Origin of the sequence: Lacticaseibacillus songhuajiangensis, from assembly GCF_003946025.1 — a bacterium.
Classification (GTDB): Bacteria; Bacillota; Bacilli; order Lactobacillales; family Lactobacillaceae; genus Lacticaseibacillus; species Lacticaseibacillus songhuajiangensis.
The window spans coordinates 22,589-38,962 of the sequence record NZ_RHNR01000024.1 but is presented as its reverse complement, the minus strand read 5'-3'; the positions used below and the strand labels follow the sequence as shown (position 1 = coordinate 38,962).

The following is a 16,374-nucleotide window of genomic DNA, read 5'->3' as shown; positions in this document are numbered from 1 at the left end:
CCACCGTAAAATCGATGGTGCTAGAAACGTTGATACCACGGGACGGGCGCGAAATGCGCGATTGTTCCCGGGAAATAAAACTTACTGCTCAAGTGCAGCAAAATGGCATCCACACTTAATTTGATGTGGATGCCATTTTGCATGTCCTCGCAACAATTCTCGTCGCGATTTCTGATGGTTGACTGCGCCGCGAGCGCGTATGATGAAGCCAAGACGGGAGGCGTTCATCATGGCAACGGTAGGGGCAAAATTGAAGTCGGCACGCCAAGCACACCAAATGACGCAGCAAGAGGTCGCAGATTGCCTTCATCTCACAAGGCAGACTATTTCCGGTTGGGAGACTGGACGCACCTACCCAGACGTGGAGAGTCTGATTAAGTTGGCTGATATGTTCAATCTCTCATTGGATACTTTACTGCGCGAAGACGATCAGTTTGTGATGAATTTGACCAAGCAGGCCAAGGGGATGAAGGCAGCAAGGCAGAGTTACCACGCCATTCAGGCGGTGTCACTAATTTTGCTGGTGATGACGATTGGGTCCCTACTACGCTTGCCTGGCATGATTCTGCCGCCACTCAGTCTTTCTTTTTTGATTATTGTGACAAGTTTGGCGACAATTGTGAATCAGTACCTGACGCGCGAATACTGGCGGCTGGTACAACCACGGGTAATTGATCTCAGAATAAGATTGGCCATCGTCGGGTTATTATGGCTGACTTTTGCCGCGGTATTCGGCCGTTTGAACGGTTGGGGAACGGACACGTGGGTGATGATTGGTAGCGGGACGTTGGTGTTCTTGATTGCTACGGTTCACGCCTTACGTCATCCGGAAGAGAACCGGCCGCACCGTAATTGAGCAACTAAAAACCCGTAATCAATCTGCACAAGATTGATTACGGGTTATTTTTGCCATGGCTTCGGCGGGTTCGCCCGCAACGCGCGTGCCAGGCCAATGGCGACTGCCCGCCAGGCTGCGCGGTCACCGTCATCAGCGGCGTGCAGTCCCGACAGTAGCGCTTTGGCGTTCTGGACAGGTTCCTTACCAAGGTCCGCGAAGTTGGTGCCCTGGGTGCTGGCAATGACGTTGTAGGCGGCATCCAGCGCTTGCTGCTTGGTGGTATCATCCAAACCGGCAACCCAGTCGGCAAGGAGTTTCTGCGCGTACTGGGAGCCCCTATCAGTAGCTGGCAAGTAAACGAAGTTGTGGTCGTTAACTTCCCAAGTGAACAGATCATGTTGGCGAAAGCCAATGGCCGTGCTGTGGACGACCGCAAAATCCTGGCTTGGGTCCAAAATCATACCAATGAGGGAGGACTGCGGCACGAGTTTCAGCACTTTGTTGCTCAGTGGCAAGGGATTTTGCAAGCCGGGCCCGTCGAGGTTGTAGACCATGCGGATCTTGCTAGCCAGTTTGCCAGCGTGCGCGAAGGCAAAAGTTGCGAGGTTGCCGCCCTTGGAATGACCACCCAGGTAGTAGTGTCCCGGATACTGCGTCGCAATGTGCTGCAGGTAAGTGAGCGCTGCTTGCTGGGACGGAATGGCATCCAGGAAGGTCATGTTGAAGTCTTCCTTCCAGTCGACAAAACTGGCGCGCGTGCCGCGAAAACTCAGGTAGTAGCAATCGGGCGCTAGGCGCCAGGTCACGGCGGAGAATTCTTGCTGACGCTCGGCATCGCTACGGGTGACGGGTTGCAGCCACGCCACGTCGCGGTAGCGCGCACTGGCAGCGAGGGTGGTGAGCAGCCGCTGGTTGGCGTCTTCCTGCCAGGTGCCGGCGACCATTTGGGCAGCCTGATTCGCATTAATGTCTCGCAAGCGGCCACTTGGTCGACCGCTGAAGTCGCAGTAAGCCAGTTGCGCTAGAATTGCCGCGTCCACAACGGTTAGCGGCGTTGTGGTGAAGTTTTGCGCGCCGTATTGATCCAGATAATCGAAGACTGTCGCCATGTACTCACGTCCTTTCGCCACTAGTGTAGCACATCACAAAATCGGGATAGCGGATATAAAAAGGTTCCGGCGGATGCCGGAACCTTTTGTCATGTTTAAGTTAGCTGTAGTAAATCACCGCGAGCAGGCAGACACCACCGATAACGAACAAGGCGATGAAGTTAATTACCGTGAACGGCAGGAAGAACTTCTTCTTGGCATCCTTGCTGGCATAAATGTTGAATTGCTTGAACGCCAGCAGGTTGCACAAGCTGGCAATCATGGTGCCCAGGCCACCGACGTTGGTACCGTAGAACATGGCAGCGACGTGGTGGGAGAACTGAGCAACCAGGACAGTTGCGGGCACGTTGGACATAACCTGTGACGCCACGATACTGGTGAAGTAGACAGAGACAGGGTTACGTTCCAGACCGCTGAGCATCTTCACCACGAATGGCACCTGCTGGATGTCACTAACGATGATGAAGAAGCACAAGAAGGTGAAGATGATGCCGTAGTCGACGTGAATCAGAATTTTGCGATCCAAGGCCACCGCGTAGATCACCACGATGACGGCGGCCAGCCATGGGGGCAGGACGCCGAAGACGGACAGGAACACCAGCACGGCCACGAGGCAGGTGATGGTCACCAGCCGCGGGTTGATGCGCAGGTCCTGAACGGGCACGACCGGCACGGCTTTGGGCTTAACGAAGAGTGTCAGCACGCCGAGGAAGAGTACCCCGATGATAAATAGGGGCAGCACCCACTTACCGAAGTTGAGCAAGGAGATGTGGAACTTGCTCATCAGGAAAATGTTGTGCGGGTTCCCAAAAGGCGTCATGAAACTCCCCAGGTTGGCCGCAATGGCAATCGCGGTTCCGGGCAGAATCTGCGGCAGGTCCATCTTCTTGGCAACACGCAGGTACAGCGGCATGAAGGTCAAAACGGCCATGTCGTTGGTCAGGAACATGGCTGCGACGAAGGACAAAAGCACGAAGAACCATGTGAGCTGGCGTGCGCTGTGGGCACCGGCAGTAAGTCGGTAGGCCAAAAAGTCGAGCACGTGCAAATATTCGAAAACTTGGATTATGGTCATCATCCCGAGGAGTGACCACAAGGTTGTGAAGTTAATGTCAGCGACGCGTGGGCGAGCCAGAAAGAGACTCAGGATAGCAACGATTGCCGCTATCTGAAAGACCCGGTCTTTGACGATTGATTTAACAGCTGTTAGCATAAGCTCCCTTAATTCTCAAACATTAAAACTGCAAACAGGCCAACGGTTCCGATAATTGCCAAGGCCACGAAGTTAATCAAGGTGAAGTGCAAAAGGAATCGGCCGTGTGATTTCTTACTGTAAATGGTGTACTGCTTGAACGCCACGAGGTTACACATACTAGCAACCAGCGTGCCAAGTCCGCCGATGTTTGTTCCGTAGAACAACGCCGGAATGTGCTTGGTGAAGTTGGCCACGAGCACGGTGGTCGGAACGTTGGAAATAAACTGGGAGCAGATGATGCTAGTCAGGTACACAGATACTGGCGTGTTGACGATGTCGCCCAGCACCTGGGAAATGAACGGAATCTGGTTAATATTGCTGATGATAATGAAGAAACCGGTGAAAGTCAGGACAATGGCGTAGTCCACCTTGCCCATGATGTGCCAGTCCAGCAGCACTGCAAAGACGATGGCCACAACGGCTGCCACCCAAGCGGGCACAATGTCGAAGATGGACGCAAACACGATCAGCGCAACCACACAGGTAATGGCGGTTGGCCGGGCCATGATGCGAATATCCTTAACGGGCACACGTGGCACTTCTTGCTTGGGCACGAGCATGACGAGCACAGCAAGAAAAAGCACCGCCACCACCAGCATCGGACCAACCCACAACATGAAGTCTTGCAGTGGGATGTGGAACTTGGCCATCAGGAAAATGTTGTGGGCGTTCCCGAAGGGCGTCATCGCGCTCCCCTGATTGGCCGCAATGGTGATGGCCGTGACGGGGATGATTTCCGGCAGATCGAGTTTTTTAGCAATGCGCAGGTACAGCGGAATGAATGTCAAAACCGCCATGTCATTGGTAAGAAACATGGCAGAAAAAAACGACAACATCACAAACAAAACAGTGAGCTGACGCGCATTATGCGCTCTGCTGGTCATGTGGTAAGCAAGCCAGTCGAGTACGTGTAGATGTTCAAATATTTGGATGGTGGTCATCATCGCAAGAAGTGACCACAGGGTAGTGAAGTTAATGTCAGCGAGCCGCGGCCTTGCTGCAAAGCAGCTAATGATGGCGATAATCGCCGTAATCTGGAAGACGCGGTCTTTGACGATGGTTTTGACTGCTGTCATGGGACCATCCTTTCGAGGGCTCAACACCATAATTTTGCACTTAATTACATATGGAAACAACTCATTTTTGGAAAAATACTTACAGCGATTAAAAAAGGGGTCTAAAGTAAAAAAAGACTAAAGCTTAATAACGAATCATTAAGGTGTACCCTTACAATAATGTTCGCATTAAAATGAAAAGTAAGTGATAAGGCAACACCCGTCTGCCAGTAAATGACAAATTTTTCGGAAAATTTTGCGTAGCATAAACGGGACAAAAGGTTCCACACCCGCCGTTGCGGCAACGGTAGTCGACCTGTGGCATAAAAGACTTTTCTAAAAGTATTGACAGAATTCAATGTGACAATTATGATAAAGACACTAATGGAATATTAATAGCCATCTTGAAAGGAGGCGAACAATCATCATAATTGGGTACAGTTGGAATAAATCTAATCAGAAGTACACGGATGATGATTTTGCGGATTTGCGTGCAGCTGGTGCACGCAAAATATTCGCTGATTCGGTCGATACGCCCGCACTTGAACGTCCAGAGTTCAAGGAGATGCTCGCGTACGTCCATACGGGGGACGAGATCGTCATTATGAGCCTCCTGGAGCTAGGTGATGATAACGTCGATGTGAGCGCCGCTTTGAACGCGGTGTGCAGTCGCAGCGCCTCGCTGAACATCCTCAACCTGCCAAGTTTTGCATCGGTGCACGATGCCAGTGAACGCTGGCAGTTGACTTGCTTGTTGCGGGATGTCACAGAGTTCGCAAGCCTGCGGGATTCCCACCCGCACGCGGGTTTCGGCCTGACGAGCGAACACCACGGCGAGCGCGGTCGCAAGCGCGAATACGCTCCGGATTCTCCCAATCCGGTCAAGCGTGGCATCTACCACGATGTTCTGCGCATGCTCACGGAGAGCCTACCGGTCACACAAATTGCGCGGACGGTCGGTATCAACCGCAAGCAAATCTACCGGATTAAAGAGTACGCACAGGAGAACGGCGACCTGGTGAGCAGTTTCTCCATTCGCAAAAGAGCATAAGTGAGGTCGTCTTGTCAGAACGCTGACAGGACGGCTTTTTTGATGCCTTTTGAATTGAGAAAACGGCTAAAAAGCGATTTCATTAATTGCGATAGTTACGAAATGCAACTACCTTGTTTTCACGCGTAAAACTGGCTCTGATATAATGGGTGCGAGGTGAATGAACGTGAACATTAAGATCATTGGTGTCGGTAAATTGAAGGAAAAGTACTTCAAGGCCGGCATTGCAGAATATAAGAAGCGCCTGGGGGCTTTTGCCAAGGTCGAAATCGTCGAGGTTGCCGACGAAAAGGCACCAGAGTCCCTTTCTGAATCCGAGATGATGGAAGTTAAGGAGAAGGAGGGTGAACGCATTCTTGGCAAGATTAAGGACCGCGAGCACGTGATTGCCCTGGCGATTGAGGGGAAGCAACGCGCCAGCGAAGTCTTCGCCAAGGAGATTGCGGATCTCGGGACGTATGGGCACCCCGACATCACCTTCGTCATTGGGGGCTCACTGGGATTGTCGCCGGCCGTGATGAAGCGGGCGAACGACACGCTCAGTTTCGGGAAGCTGACCTTGCCGCACCAACTGATGCGCTTGGTACTGATTGAGCAGATTTACCGTGCATTCATGATTAACGCGGGGCGGCCGTATCACAAATGATGCGCAAATTGATTTTGAAGTGGTGAACGGTCATTGTGGGCTTTAAATTCCTATGAAAGTTAATTACTTGGGAACAACCGCTATTCTATGTTTGCGTTTTTAGTTAGTGCTAGTCGTTCACAGTAGATGCTTTTTTTGTGCGTATCCGTTTCTGTGAAATTGTAATTATTGGGGGTTAGTCTATGTCATTTTCAACTATTAGGGAAGTTAATGATGTACTAAAGAAGGCCGATACTGTACATGAAAAATCGGTTTCTGTGATGCATACCGCTGACGATTTGGAGCGTCAGTTAATTATTTCTGCTGACACGTTACTTGGCGCAGAAAGAGACAGTTTGCTTAAGAAGCAAAAAATTGAGTCCCTGGAGGGAGTAAGCGAGAACATTATCTCATCGGAATTTCAATCATGGGGTATAAAAAACCTACTTGATTTAGAGGGAAGACTTTCAAGCAATTCGTCACTTCCGGGTATCGCTAATGAGGAATATATCCGTATTCGTAAGCGGGTACACAAAATATACGAATCGATGATTCAATCAGTGAAGTTACGCATAGATTTTGACACATATCCTACGAAAAGTGCGAGACTCGTACATTACTTGCGTGTGAATGGTCAGGTGGAACAAATATCCAGAACTGTTAAGGAGGCCGAAAAAGACTCTTACGCTGATGAATTACGAATTAAGCAGGGGATAGACCCACGTAAGCATTCACGTTTTTGGTTAATTTTTACCAGTAGTGGTCAGAAATCGCTACGAGAGCAAAAAGTTGACGATTTAAAACGTTGGATCATCAGTGAGTCTGAGCGAACCAACGCAATAATCAGTCAACTGGATGAAATTGCGACATTTAGGGTGGTTGATGAAAAGGAATACTTTAGTGTGAATGCCGCAACTCTTTATGCGCAGATGGAGCATGCCGATCTTCCAGGAACAAAGACTCAACCCTTTGATAAAAAATTAATTCCGAAAACTTTGGCCGATAATGTAAATGCAACTCCCATAAATATTGCTGGTTTTAAATCTGTTTTACGTGGATGGCAAAAGTTTGGTGCAAAGTATATTTTATCGCAACATAAAGCTTTGCTCGGTGATGAGATGGGATTAGGGAAAACTGTTCAGGCACTGGCAGCAATAACCGACAGAGCCAACGCAGGGTATACCCACTTTCTTGTGGTTTGTCCTAGCAGCATCATAATTAATTGGGAACGGGAAGTTGCAAAGCATACATCAATGCACACTATTAATTTGCGTGGTAATAAGGAAACTCGAGATGCGAAGTTAGTTGAGTGGGCGCAAACTGGCGGTATTGGAATCTGTAATTATGAATCAGTCTGGCGATTGGATAAGGAAATACTATTTTCACATACGCAATTTTTAGTAGCGGATGAAGCACATTTGGTTAAAAATCCAGGCCGAAAAAGATCAGATTTTGTTACCTCTTTAGCCGAAAAAACGCCTTATGCTCTTTTTATGACGGGCACTGCGTTGGAAAATCATGTCGAAGACATGATTAATCTTATTGTTCCATTGTATCCGAAAATTTTAAAGATTTTGGGTCTGGAAGGACTGTCTAAAGAATCTAGAGCAGATAATTTTTCTCGTTATTTAAGAAGTAAGAGACTAGACCATGCCGATAGTCTAGTATTCAGAAAAGCGATTGCTCCTGTTTATCTTCGTAGAAATCGAAATGAGGTATTGAATGAATTGCCACCGCTGACGCAAGTGGAAGAATGGTCTGATTTTTCTGATTCTCAGATGACACTTTATAAAACGGCTGTAGAAGAACAAGGATTCATGGCTATGAGAAGAGTTGCATGGGAAGGACCACAAGCTAATGAAATACCGAAGCTTGTTAGACTTAAAGAGCTTTGCAGCGATGCATCGAAGAATGGTGAGAAAGTTTTGATATTTTCTTTCTTCAAAAATGTATTATCGACAATTTATCAGTCGATGCCAGATATAGCAATTCCCCCAATCACTGGTGCGATCTCAACTATCGATAGACAGGCCAGAATTGATGAATTTGTTGATTCTACAGAGAAGTTTGTGCTTCCTGCACAAATTGATACGCTAGGATATGGACTGAATTTGCAAACAGCAAGCATCGTAGTCTTAGCCGAGCCACAATTTAAACCCTCAACAGAGGCTCAAGCAATTTCACGAGCATATAGAATGGGTCAAACTAAGAATGTTAGAGTAATTCGACTGCTCACTGAGAATAGTGTTGATGAATTGATGATGAATCTTCTGCAGTCTAAAAGTAAACTTTTTGATGCGTTTGCTAGAGATTCTGCAATGGCAGATAGTTCAGCGCTGGCAAAAGATAAAAGCGAGCAAAATCTAGTCAATACTATAATTGCATCAGAACAAAGACGGCTTGCTATTTAGATGTGGATTCTTTGCAGTAAGTGCCACAAAAGCTGATTTAAGACACACTGAAAAGATTTTTTAAAAATTAAGAAGATGCTAACCGGAATGCAAGTCTGCGTGCAATCTTGAATGACTGAATTACTACTCATTTGCAGTTGAGCTGAATGATTTTGTCTCCCACCGCGAGTTTCGGTATACTGAAATCAGACGTGATTGAAATCGCTATCATCGAGGAGGAGCTACTATGCCAATAGATTTGAAAGACGTTCAAGCTGTCTACAAGGACGCGGGGGACAACATCATTTTTGCGACCATGGATATGCACCGGCAAGACCATGCGGCCGATTTGGCGATGATTCAGGATCTGGCCGAACGCCTGCCAGCGTTCGAATCATCGCTGAACGTGCGCTATCCGGAGGCGGGGCTGGCCGTGGCATTCGGGCTGTCGCGGCGGGCCTGGGATTACCTCTTCCCAGACGGCCCGCGGCCAGCTGAGCTCGAGGATTTCCAGCCGGTAGTGGGGCCAAAATACACCGCGCCGGCAACGCCTGCCGATTTGTTCTTCCACATTCGGGCCAAGAACTCAGCAGTGCCGTTTGAACTCATGAGCCAGGTGATGGACCGCATCAAAACACAGGTCACCGTGCTCGACGAGACGCATGGCTTCCGGTATTTTGAAGGCCGCGCCATCATTGGTTTCGTTGACGGCACTGAGAACCCGAGTGCGCTGGATACGCCGGACTACGCCGTAATTGGCGACGAGGATTCGCGCTTCATCAACGGCTCCTACGCCTTCGCGCAGATGTACCACCACGACATGGATGCGTGGAACAAACTGAAGACAGAGCAACAAGAGGCCGCGATTGGGCGCAAGAAGTTCACGGACGTGGAGCTGGAAGACGAGGACAAGGCGGAAAACGCCCACAACGTGGTGTCGCAGGACAACGAGGGCGGCGTTGAGCACAAGATTGTGCGCATGAACGTGCCTTTCAGCAATCCTGCCGAGGGCCTCAACGGGACCTACTTCATCGGCTACGCGCGCCACTGGGCCGTGACCAAGCGGATGCTGGAGGGGATGTTCACCAATTCCGACCGCCTCCTGGACTTCTCCACGCCAGTTAGCGGCGAATTGTTCTTCATTCCGTCGCTGAGTGTGTTGGGCAAGATTGCGGACGGCGAACCATTTTAAACAATTCCCACGCTTGAAATGAAACACAAAAGGACAGCCAGCAATGCTGACTGTCCTTTTGCGTTAACTCATATTGCGCTGTTTACTCCGGATCGGTTGCGACCAGCGCACCGGCGAGATTGTTCATGTCGGGGTGCTCAGCCGTTACAATCAACTGCTCGTTGACGAAGGCGTTTTGCCCCAGCGCACTCATCTCGCGGCCGTAGCCGGACTTCTTAATGCCGCCGAATGGCAATTCGGGCAGGGTGACCATGAAGTTATTGACGAAGACCATCCCGGTTTCAATCTGGGAAGCGACGCGCTTGCCGCGCTGCGCATCGCCGGAGAATACAATGCCGCCCAGGCCCAGGTCGGAATCGTTGGCCAGGTCGATGGCTTCCTGCTCGCTGTCCACCTTGTAGATCTGGGCAACGGGACCGAACATTTCCTGTGAGTAAGCGGGGTTATCCGGTTTGATGTTGGTCAGAATGGTTGGCTGGAAGAATTGGCCAGGCAGGTCAATCGGTTCGTTGCCATAAACTAGGGTGGCGCCGTGCGCAATGGCATCGTCGACTTGCTTTTGCAGCTTATCCTTGGCGCGCTTGGAGTTCATGGGTGCGAGCGTGGTGTCCTCAGCCATTGGGTCACCAGGCTTTACTTTGGCAAAATTAGCCTTCATTTTGGCGACAAACTCATCGTAAAGGTTGGCGGCCACGATGTAACGCTTGGATGAGGTGCAAACTTGACCGGCGTTATAGAGCCGGGTGCGCCAGGCAATGTTGGTCACCGCATCGATGTCAGCGTCGTCCAGGACGATGAAGGCATCGGTGCCGCCCAGTTCCATGGTGTTCTTCTTCAAGTTGGCGCCGGCTTCACGGGCGACGCTCACGCCGCCGCGTTCAGAACCGGTGAGCGCAACGCCCTGCACCCGCTTGTCGGCGATGACGTCGGCAACCTGGTCGTAGCTCAAGAACAGGTTGCGCAGGCTGGCATCAGGAGCGGTAGATTCGTGGATGATCTTTTCGAAGGCCAAAGCAGAACCAGGCGTGATGGACGCGTGCTTGAGAATCATCGGATTACCAACCATGAAGTTAGGAGCAAAGACCCGCATGATCTGGTAGTAAGGGAAGTTCCACGGTTCGACCATCATCAGAATGCCGAGGGGATGCTTTTGGATTTCCGCATCGCCGTTGGCACGGGAATCGAGCTTAACCGGCTGCAGGAGTTCGGCGCCGTGGTCGGCATAATAGTCCGCAATCATTGCGCACAATTCAACTTCGCCGAGTGCTTCCCGGTACAACTTGCCCATGTCGGTGACCATCGTGGTGGCCAAGTCCTTGGCGTGGAGGCGCAGCAGGCGGGCGATGTCGCGTAATTGGTCGCTGCGCGTTGCCGGTGCTTCATGTTCCCACTGCTTGAACAGCTTGTGGCCATTGGTGAGTGCCGCTTCAATGTCAGCGGCCGTTGCGTTAGGGTATTCCTTAACGACTTCGTTAGTATATGGGTTCACAGTTTTATAAGCCATGATGAGTTCCTCCTATTTGGTGGATATCTTGACAAAATCTGCATACAAGTTAAGTCTAGCATTAGTTGTCACATAAGTTGAGAAAAAGTAAGTAAAACAACAAATCAGCATCTCTTTAAGCAATTGAAAGCAGGTGGTCCACATTTGAAACGGGGCACTTCTTTTTTGACGCTGTTCGTTTAGTAGACCGGCCGCTTGGCTCCTTGGGTATCGGGATCAGCCATCCCGATGCTGTCGTTGGCCGCGTACTGCGGATCGGCCACGATGCGCAAGACGACATCGGCGACACTCTGCCGCGAACCAGAGACACCGACGTAAGGTTGCTGGCGCGTCGTGACGGTGTACTTCACTTCATCGCGGTCATTCAGCCAAGGCAGGCGCAGCGTCGTGTAGGTTAAGCCAGATGCCGCCAACAACTGATCGGAGTTTTGCGCGGCTTTGAGGCCCGCGCGTACTTGGGCAAGGTTCCAGCGCCCGAATTCGCCAGGGACTTCGTTGTAGAGGCCCAAAATATTGGTAAAAATCACGCGCTTAACGTGCGCTTGCTGCATCGCGGCAATTACATTTTTCGTCATGGCGTTGTCAGCGTCGTGATCGACAACCGCGACGAAGACCATGTCCTGACCGGTAACCGCAGTGGCAACGGACTGCGCATCTTCGAGGTCAGTTTCGACGAGCCGCACGCGCGGGTTATCAGCTAGAGCAGCCAAGCGTTGTGCGCGGCGCAGGCCGAGCGTCAGCTCGACATTCGCGAATTGCGACTCGTTGAGAATGCGGTGTTCAACGATGCGGGCGACTTGCCCGTTAGCAGCTAATATTAGTAATTTCATGATGAGTACTCCTTATCTGTGAGTTGCCTAATTAATAAGTGCTGGCGATGATGTGCTGGATCAGCAGCTGGCCATTTTGCCGAATGCAGTAGAGATGTAACTGCAATCGCCAGGTGCTTTCCGTGCCCCAAATGGTCGCGTGCACCCGTGATTGGCCAATGATTTCCGCGTTGTTCATAATCTCGAGGTGATCCTCAGTGGCCCCGTGATATTGCATTGACCCATCGGCAATGGCCGCTAGCCACTCAGCCTTACTTTGCTTCATCCCCGTCATGTGCACGAGGTAGAAGTCGGGGGTCATGAGCGCGGCCAGACCGGCAGTATCACCCGCAATCGACATGGTGTTCTGATTGCGATAGAGATTGATTAATTCGTTATTTGTCATGTTTTAGAGCTCCTTATTACGACGGCAACGCCGCCGATTCCTAACTGCATCATTTGCTTCCTTGCAAGTGGTCGCGATTAGCATACGACCTTAAAGTTACTTGAAGGCAAGGGGGATTTTGCATTTTTTTGAGAAATTGTACGTTCGAGCGGTGCGGATGGGTGTGCTCTGACGAAATGACAAAATAAAAACAGATAGAGTCGCCGAAAAATTGGCGTTTCTATCTGCTTCAGAGTGAGAGGTTAGTCCACTATTAACAACAAATTAGTCATGATTATGTTTCACGTGGAACTAGCGAAATGCCATCTCAGATAGTGAGCATTAAAAAGCGGCGTCTTCACTAATTCGGTGCAGCAAGCTCAGCAGCGTGTTTTTCTCAGTAGCGGTTAGCGGTGCACTAACCCGCTGCTCCAAGTCGATAAAAATTTTGTGCACGGATTGCACGAGAACCTGACCGTCCGGCAGCAAGTACAGTTGTTTTTGCCGTTCATTATTGCTGGCAAGACGACGAACAACCAGCTGCCGCTGTTCGAGAATCTTAATGATGTTGGTTGTCGTCGCTTCTGACTTACCCAAGTACACGGACAGTTTTTTCTGAATAGCGCCAGGATGTTGTGCAATGAAGTTTAGCGCCTGTGCCTGCATGATGTTGAGACCGTGTTGTTTGAGTGTCTGCTGAATAAATTGACGCTCTTTGCGGGTAATCTGAAAAATCTGTTCAATCAGCTCATCTTCAGTTCCTAAATCCATGTTGCCCTCCAAAAAAGTTAATTTTACAAGTTTTTTGTTGACTCATCGTGAATGCGGGATTATTATCTTTGTTGTATTTACAAGTTAATTTTAGCATATGGAGGACATGATGTCTTTAACGATGGCACAAACAGTAGCGACTAAACGGGAATTTAAGGAAAATATTCAGCGGAGTCAACTGAGCATGGAACAGATTGCTAGCGATCTCGGGACGACGCCGGAAGTAATTACGCAAAGCATCACAATGCATCCCCGCCGCATTGAGGACAACTGGATTATTCGCAACTATCTCAACGAGTACCTAGCAGCACACCAGATTACGGAAGTACCTTTTACCGCCTTGACGGGTGATTATCACCGTTATTGGTTCTTGAATGCGGCAATAATTGAACGCGGGATTATCGATTAAGCGAAAGGACTGCAAGCGATGTCAGCTATTGAAATGATTAGTCAACTGGTTTTGGGAGAGCGGCAAGCACGTGGTCGCGGATTGAATGATGTACTTGCCAATTGTTATTGGGAAGACGGCACGGTGACGACTAGCTGGTCTAGTGGTAATGCGCGCGCTACTTTTGTCGGGCAACGACCGGTCGATTACGCCACCAAGTTGCCGCTGGTTGGCCGTTACGCGGCGCCAACCGTGCACGTTCATGGTAATCACGGCTATGCTGAGTTGCCCGCAACAACTAAGCACTGGGTACAACTCGGCGAGAATATCGCTATCGTTGAGTCGTTCATGATGCTGGTTTACCGTGTCGAAAAGCGGTCCGGAGAGTGGAAAATCAGCGACATGACTGCAATCAACGAGGCGGACACTATTGCCCCGGAGATTCCGGGAACCGATTTGCACATTGACGTGGCGCTGGCTAAAAGTCTGCGCGTTTCTTACCGCTTTCTGGCTTACGTGCGGATTCAGGCCGGTGGTCAGATTGACCAGGACGGCATCGGAACGGATCGACCGGAAACGGTGCAACCAGTATATGCGCGCGCAACGGCGTGGCTGAAGGATGGGGAATAAGGATAATTAAGTAAGGCAAGCAAAAAGGCAGTTTACAGTCCAGATTTTTGGGACTGCAAGCTGCTTTTTACGAGCCTTTACTTGCGCACGACGACGAAATGGCAAGAATGCGTAGACAAATAAAACCGAACGTCCGTGATTTTAAGACACATTTTCAACATTGTCCGCAAAAAATGTTCAATTATTGCTTTGCATTTTCACTAACAAGAAGTAAGGTGGTTGTGGCTGATCAACCAGTGAGTTTAAATGTAACTAGTGTCACGCAAAATCTTGCGTGGTGGTAATACTATGGGGGTATGGATAATGAGTGAATTGAAATACGATGTGTTTAACAACAAACGTGATGGGGTAACCCGGGGTGTGCCCGCGGACACGAAGAATTTGCAGTGGGTATCTAACACGTCTACGTTAATCTACAATCAGCAACACGCCGTTCTGGTGGATACGTACATGACCAAGTCCGCGAACCAGGAGCTCATTGATTGGGTAAAGGACCACCACGTGACGGTTAAATACATTTACCTGACGCATGCCCACGCTGACCATTTCTTCGGTGCCGGTATGATCAAGGCGGCATTTCCGGGCGCCCGAATTCTGGGTACGCGGGAAACTGCTGATGGGATTCCGGCTGTGATGACGCCAGCGAATATCACCGGCACCTGGGAAGCACTGTTTCCTGGTAATCTGCCCGATCCTATCGTTGGGGTGGATGACGTTGTTAGCGACCATTTTGAACTGGACGGACAGCGGCTCAACATCATTCAGGACGGGTTTACCGACACGCACGATACGACGAGCTTGTGGGTGCCAGATATGAAGCTGCTGGTGGCAGGGGATGCGACCTACAATGGCATCCACGCCTACATGCAAGAAACCACACTGCATGCGCGGCAGAATTGGATTAAGGATAATGAGTACTTCAAGACCTTGCAGCCGCGCTTTGTCGTTGCGGGGCACAAGAATCCTGATAATAGCGATGACCCCGTCATTTTGGACCGGACGATTAAGTACATTGGCGATTTCAACCGGCTGGCAGACACGGCGGCAACTGCAGAGGACCTTTACCGGCAGATGCTGGCGCTGTACCCGCAGTACATTAACACGGGCTCGCTGTGGAGCAGTGCACACGCTGTGATTCGACACTAATCAAAACGCAGCGACAATAAAAGCAGGTCGCAGCCTCCGATTTTTCGGAGGCTGCGACCTGTTTTTTACCCTGCAGTAAGTGAGTTGCCGCTTTTTGTGACATATCCACGCGAATTTGTAACGTTTACGTTGAGCCTTTTGATTAGCACTCTTATTCTAAGCACATGCTCGTAATAAGGATGAAAGCAGGTGCTTGATATGAAATTAATCACAATCGAAGAACACATTGGTTTTCCATTTGTTACAGCTGCTATTCAGCAGGCGATGCGGTTGCAAGTCATTCCGACGCCGTCAAAAGAAATGCTGGATGCGGCGATTGAAGGTGGTGCTGCCTATCCGGTCACGCGCGCAGAACTGGATGATATTGACGCGCGCATTGCTTACATGGATGCCAACCAAATTGACATGATGGTTTTGTCATTCGGCGATTCAAGTAGTGGTGTGGGGATGAGTAGCCTACCGCAGAGGCAATACCTCGATTTGATTCAAGCAATCAATGATCATCTCGCGGCAATTGTTACCGCACATCCTACGCGCTTTGCGGCGTTTGCTACCCTACCGATGGCGGTGCCAGAAGCGGCGGCATCGGAGTTAGAACGAGCTATTGTCCAGCTCGGTCTAAGAGGCGCAATGGTTCTGGGTAATGAAGGCGAGCGTTTCATTGATGCACCCGAGTATGAGCCGTTACTAGCAATGGCCGACAAGTTGGGGGCGCCACTCTACCTGCATCCAGGGCTACCGGCTAAGGCCGTTGCGGCAAACTATTATGCGGGACTGCAGCCACGCGGTTTAAACGTTGCGCTGGCAACGGCGGGATGGGGCTGGCATATGGAAGCTGGTGTCAATGTCATCCGCTTGATATATTCCGGTGCGTTTGACCGATATCCCGATTTGCAAATCATCAGTGGTCACTGGGGCGAATTCGTGCCGACTTTCCTGGAGCGACTGGATGAAGCGTGTGGGCCAGTGGTTGAGGGACATTTGCAGAAGCACTTCTCTGATTACTACCGGGAACACGTCTACGTGACGCCGAGTGGAATGTATAATCCAGCGCAGATGGAGCAAGTGATGAGTGCGATTGGCGCGGCGCACATTATTTGGTCGCAAGACTACCCTTACGTCAAACGTGATAACACGCGTAGCTTTTTAGCCGCCACGGAACTGAATGATGCAGATAAAGCGCGAATTAGTCACGGCAATGCGGAACAGTTGCTGGATTTGTGAGG

Annotated in this window: 16 protein-coding genes; 9 read left to right on the top strand and 7 right to left on the bottom strand. The window is 50.1% G+C overall.

Features of this window, described 5'->3' with window-relative positions:
* Positions 1-229 precede the first annotated feature (229 nt).
* Positions 230-856, top strand: a complete 627-nt coding sequence (locus tag EKM97_RS07210) for a helix-turn-helix transcriptional regulator (protein WP_164507471.1) — start codon at positions 230-232, stop codon at positions 854-856.
* A gap of 44 nt (positions 857-900) precedes the next feature.
* Here EKM97_RS07210 and EKM97_RS07205 read toward each other — a convergent pair whose 3' ends face one another.
* The 3 genes from EKM97_RS07205 to EKM97_RS07195 form a co-directional block, all read right to left on the bottom strand.
* Positions 901-1,947, bottom strand: a complete 1,047-nt coding sequence (locus EKM97_RS07205; RefSeq protein WP_125571720.1) for an Mbeg1-like protein — start codon at positions 1,945-1,947, stop codon at positions 901-903.
* A gap of 100 nt (positions 1,948-2,047) precedes the next feature.
* Positions 2,048-3,160: an SLC13 family permease gene (locus EKM97_RS07200; protein WP_125571719.1), complete on the bottom strand. Its 1,113-nt coding sequence runs from the start codon at positions 3,158-3,160 to the stop codon at positions 2,048-2,050.
* Positions 3,161-3,168: 8 nt separating this feature from the next.
* Positions 3,169-4,278: an SLC13 family permease gene (locus EKM97_RS07195; protein WP_125571718.1), complete on the bottom strand. Its 1,110-nt coding sequence runs from the start codon at positions 4,276-4,278 to the stop codon at positions 3,169-3,171.
* A gap of 370 nt (positions 4,279-4,648) precedes the next feature.
* On the opposite strand from EKM97_RS07195, the gene EKM97_RS07190 reads away from it, so the two are divergent.
* The 4 genes from EKM97_RS07190 (at position 4,649) to EKM97_RS07175 (ending at position 9,515) form a co-directional block, all read left to right on the top strand.
* Positions 4,649-5,308 carry a helix-turn-helix domain-containing protein gene (locus EKM97_RS07190; protein WP_318530775.1) on the top strand — a complete coding sequence of 220 codons (660 nt, stop codon included), beginning with the start codon at positions 4,649-4,651 and terminating at the stop codon, positions 5,306-5,308.
* A 166-nt stretch (positions 5,309-5,474) separates the two neighbouring features.
* Positions 5,475-5,954, top strand: a complete 480-nt coding sequence (gene rlmH, locus EKM97_RS07185) for a 23S rRNA (pseudouridine(1915)-N(3))-methyltransferase RlmH (RefSeq protein ID WP_125571724.1) — start codon at positions 5,475-5,477, stop codon at positions 5,952-5,954.
* Positions 5,955-6,136: 182 nt separating this feature from the next.
* Positions 6,137-8,344 carry a DEAD/DEAH box helicase gene (locus EKM97_RS07180; protein ID WP_125571716.1) on the top strand — a complete coding sequence of 736 codons (2,208 nt, stop codon included), beginning with the start codon at positions 6,137-6,139 and terminating at the stop codon, positions 8,342-8,344.
* A 226-nt stretch (positions 8,345-8,570) separates the two neighbouring features.
* The gene (locus EKM97_RS07175; RefSeq protein WP_125571715.1) at positions 8,571-9,515 is read left to right on the top strand and encodes a Dyp-type peroxidase; all 945 of its coding nucleotides are present in this window, start codon (positions 8,571-8,573) and stop codon (positions 9,513-9,515) included.
* 82 nt (positions 9,516-9,597) lie between these two features.
* Here EKM97_RS07175 and EKM97_RS07170 read toward each other — a convergent pair whose 3' ends face one another.
* From EKM97_RS07170 to EKM97_RS07155, 4 genes are all read right to left on the bottom strand, one after another.
* Positions 9,598-11,019: an NAD-dependent succinate-semialdehyde dehydrogenase gene (locus EKM97_RS07170; RefSeq protein ID WP_125571714.1), complete on the bottom strand. Its 1,422-nt coding sequence runs from the start codon at positions 11,017-11,019 to the stop codon at positions 9,598-9,600.
* Between the two features lie 179 nt (positions 11,020-11,198).
* Positions 11,199-11,849 (bottom strand): NAD(P)H-binding protein, encoded by a 651-nt coding sequence (locus EKM97_RS07165; RefSeq protein WP_125571713.1) that lies wholly within the window; start codon positions 11,847-11,849, stop codon positions 11,199-11,201.
* A gap of 31 nt (positions 11,850-11,880) precedes the next feature.
* Entirely contained in the window at positions 11,881-12,234 is a 354-nt protein-coding gene (locus tag EKM97_RS07160; RefSeq protein ID WP_125571712.1) for a nuclear transport factor 2 family protein, read from the bottom strand.
* Between the two features lie 321 nt (positions 12,235-12,555).
* A complete protein-coding gene (locus tag EKM97_RS07155; protein ID WP_125571711.1) occupies positions 12,556-12,984 on the bottom strand; it encodes a MarR family winged helix-turn-helix transcriptional regulator in 429 nt (142 codons plus the stop codon).
* A gap of 106 nt (positions 12,985-13,090) precedes the next feature.
* Here EKM97_RS07155 and EKM97_RS07150 point away from each other — a divergent pair, with 106 nt between their 5' ends.
* The 4 genes from EKM97_RS07150 (at position 13,091) to EKM97_RS07135 (ending at position 16,372) form a co-directional block, all read left to right on the top strand.
* Positions 13,091-13,393, top strand: coding sequence for a DUF2316 family protein (locus tag EKM97_RS07150; protein WP_225419239.1), 303 nt, complete (start codon positions 13,091-13,093; stop codon positions 13,391-13,393).
* Between the two features lie 18 nt (positions 13,394-13,411).
* Entirely contained in the window at positions 13,412-14,002 is a 591-nt protein-coding gene (locus tag EKM97_RS12050; RefSeq protein WP_225419238.1) for a hypothetical protein, read from the top strand.
* Positions 14,003-14,305: 303 nt separating this feature from the next.
* On the top strand, positions 14,306-15,148 hold the full coding sequence (locus EKM97_RS07140) for an MBL fold metallo-hydrolase (RefSeq protein WP_164507470.1): 843 nt from the start codon (positions 14,306-14,308) through the stop codon (positions 15,146-15,148).
* A gap of 198 nt (positions 15,149-15,346) precedes the next feature.
* Positions 15,347-16,372, top strand: a complete 1,026-nt coding sequence (locus tag EKM97_RS07135) for an amidohydrolase family protein (protein ID WP_125571709.1) — start codon at positions 15,347-15,349, stop codon at positions 16,370-16,372.
* The last annotated feature ends 2 nt before the right edge of the window (positions 16,373-16,374 follow it).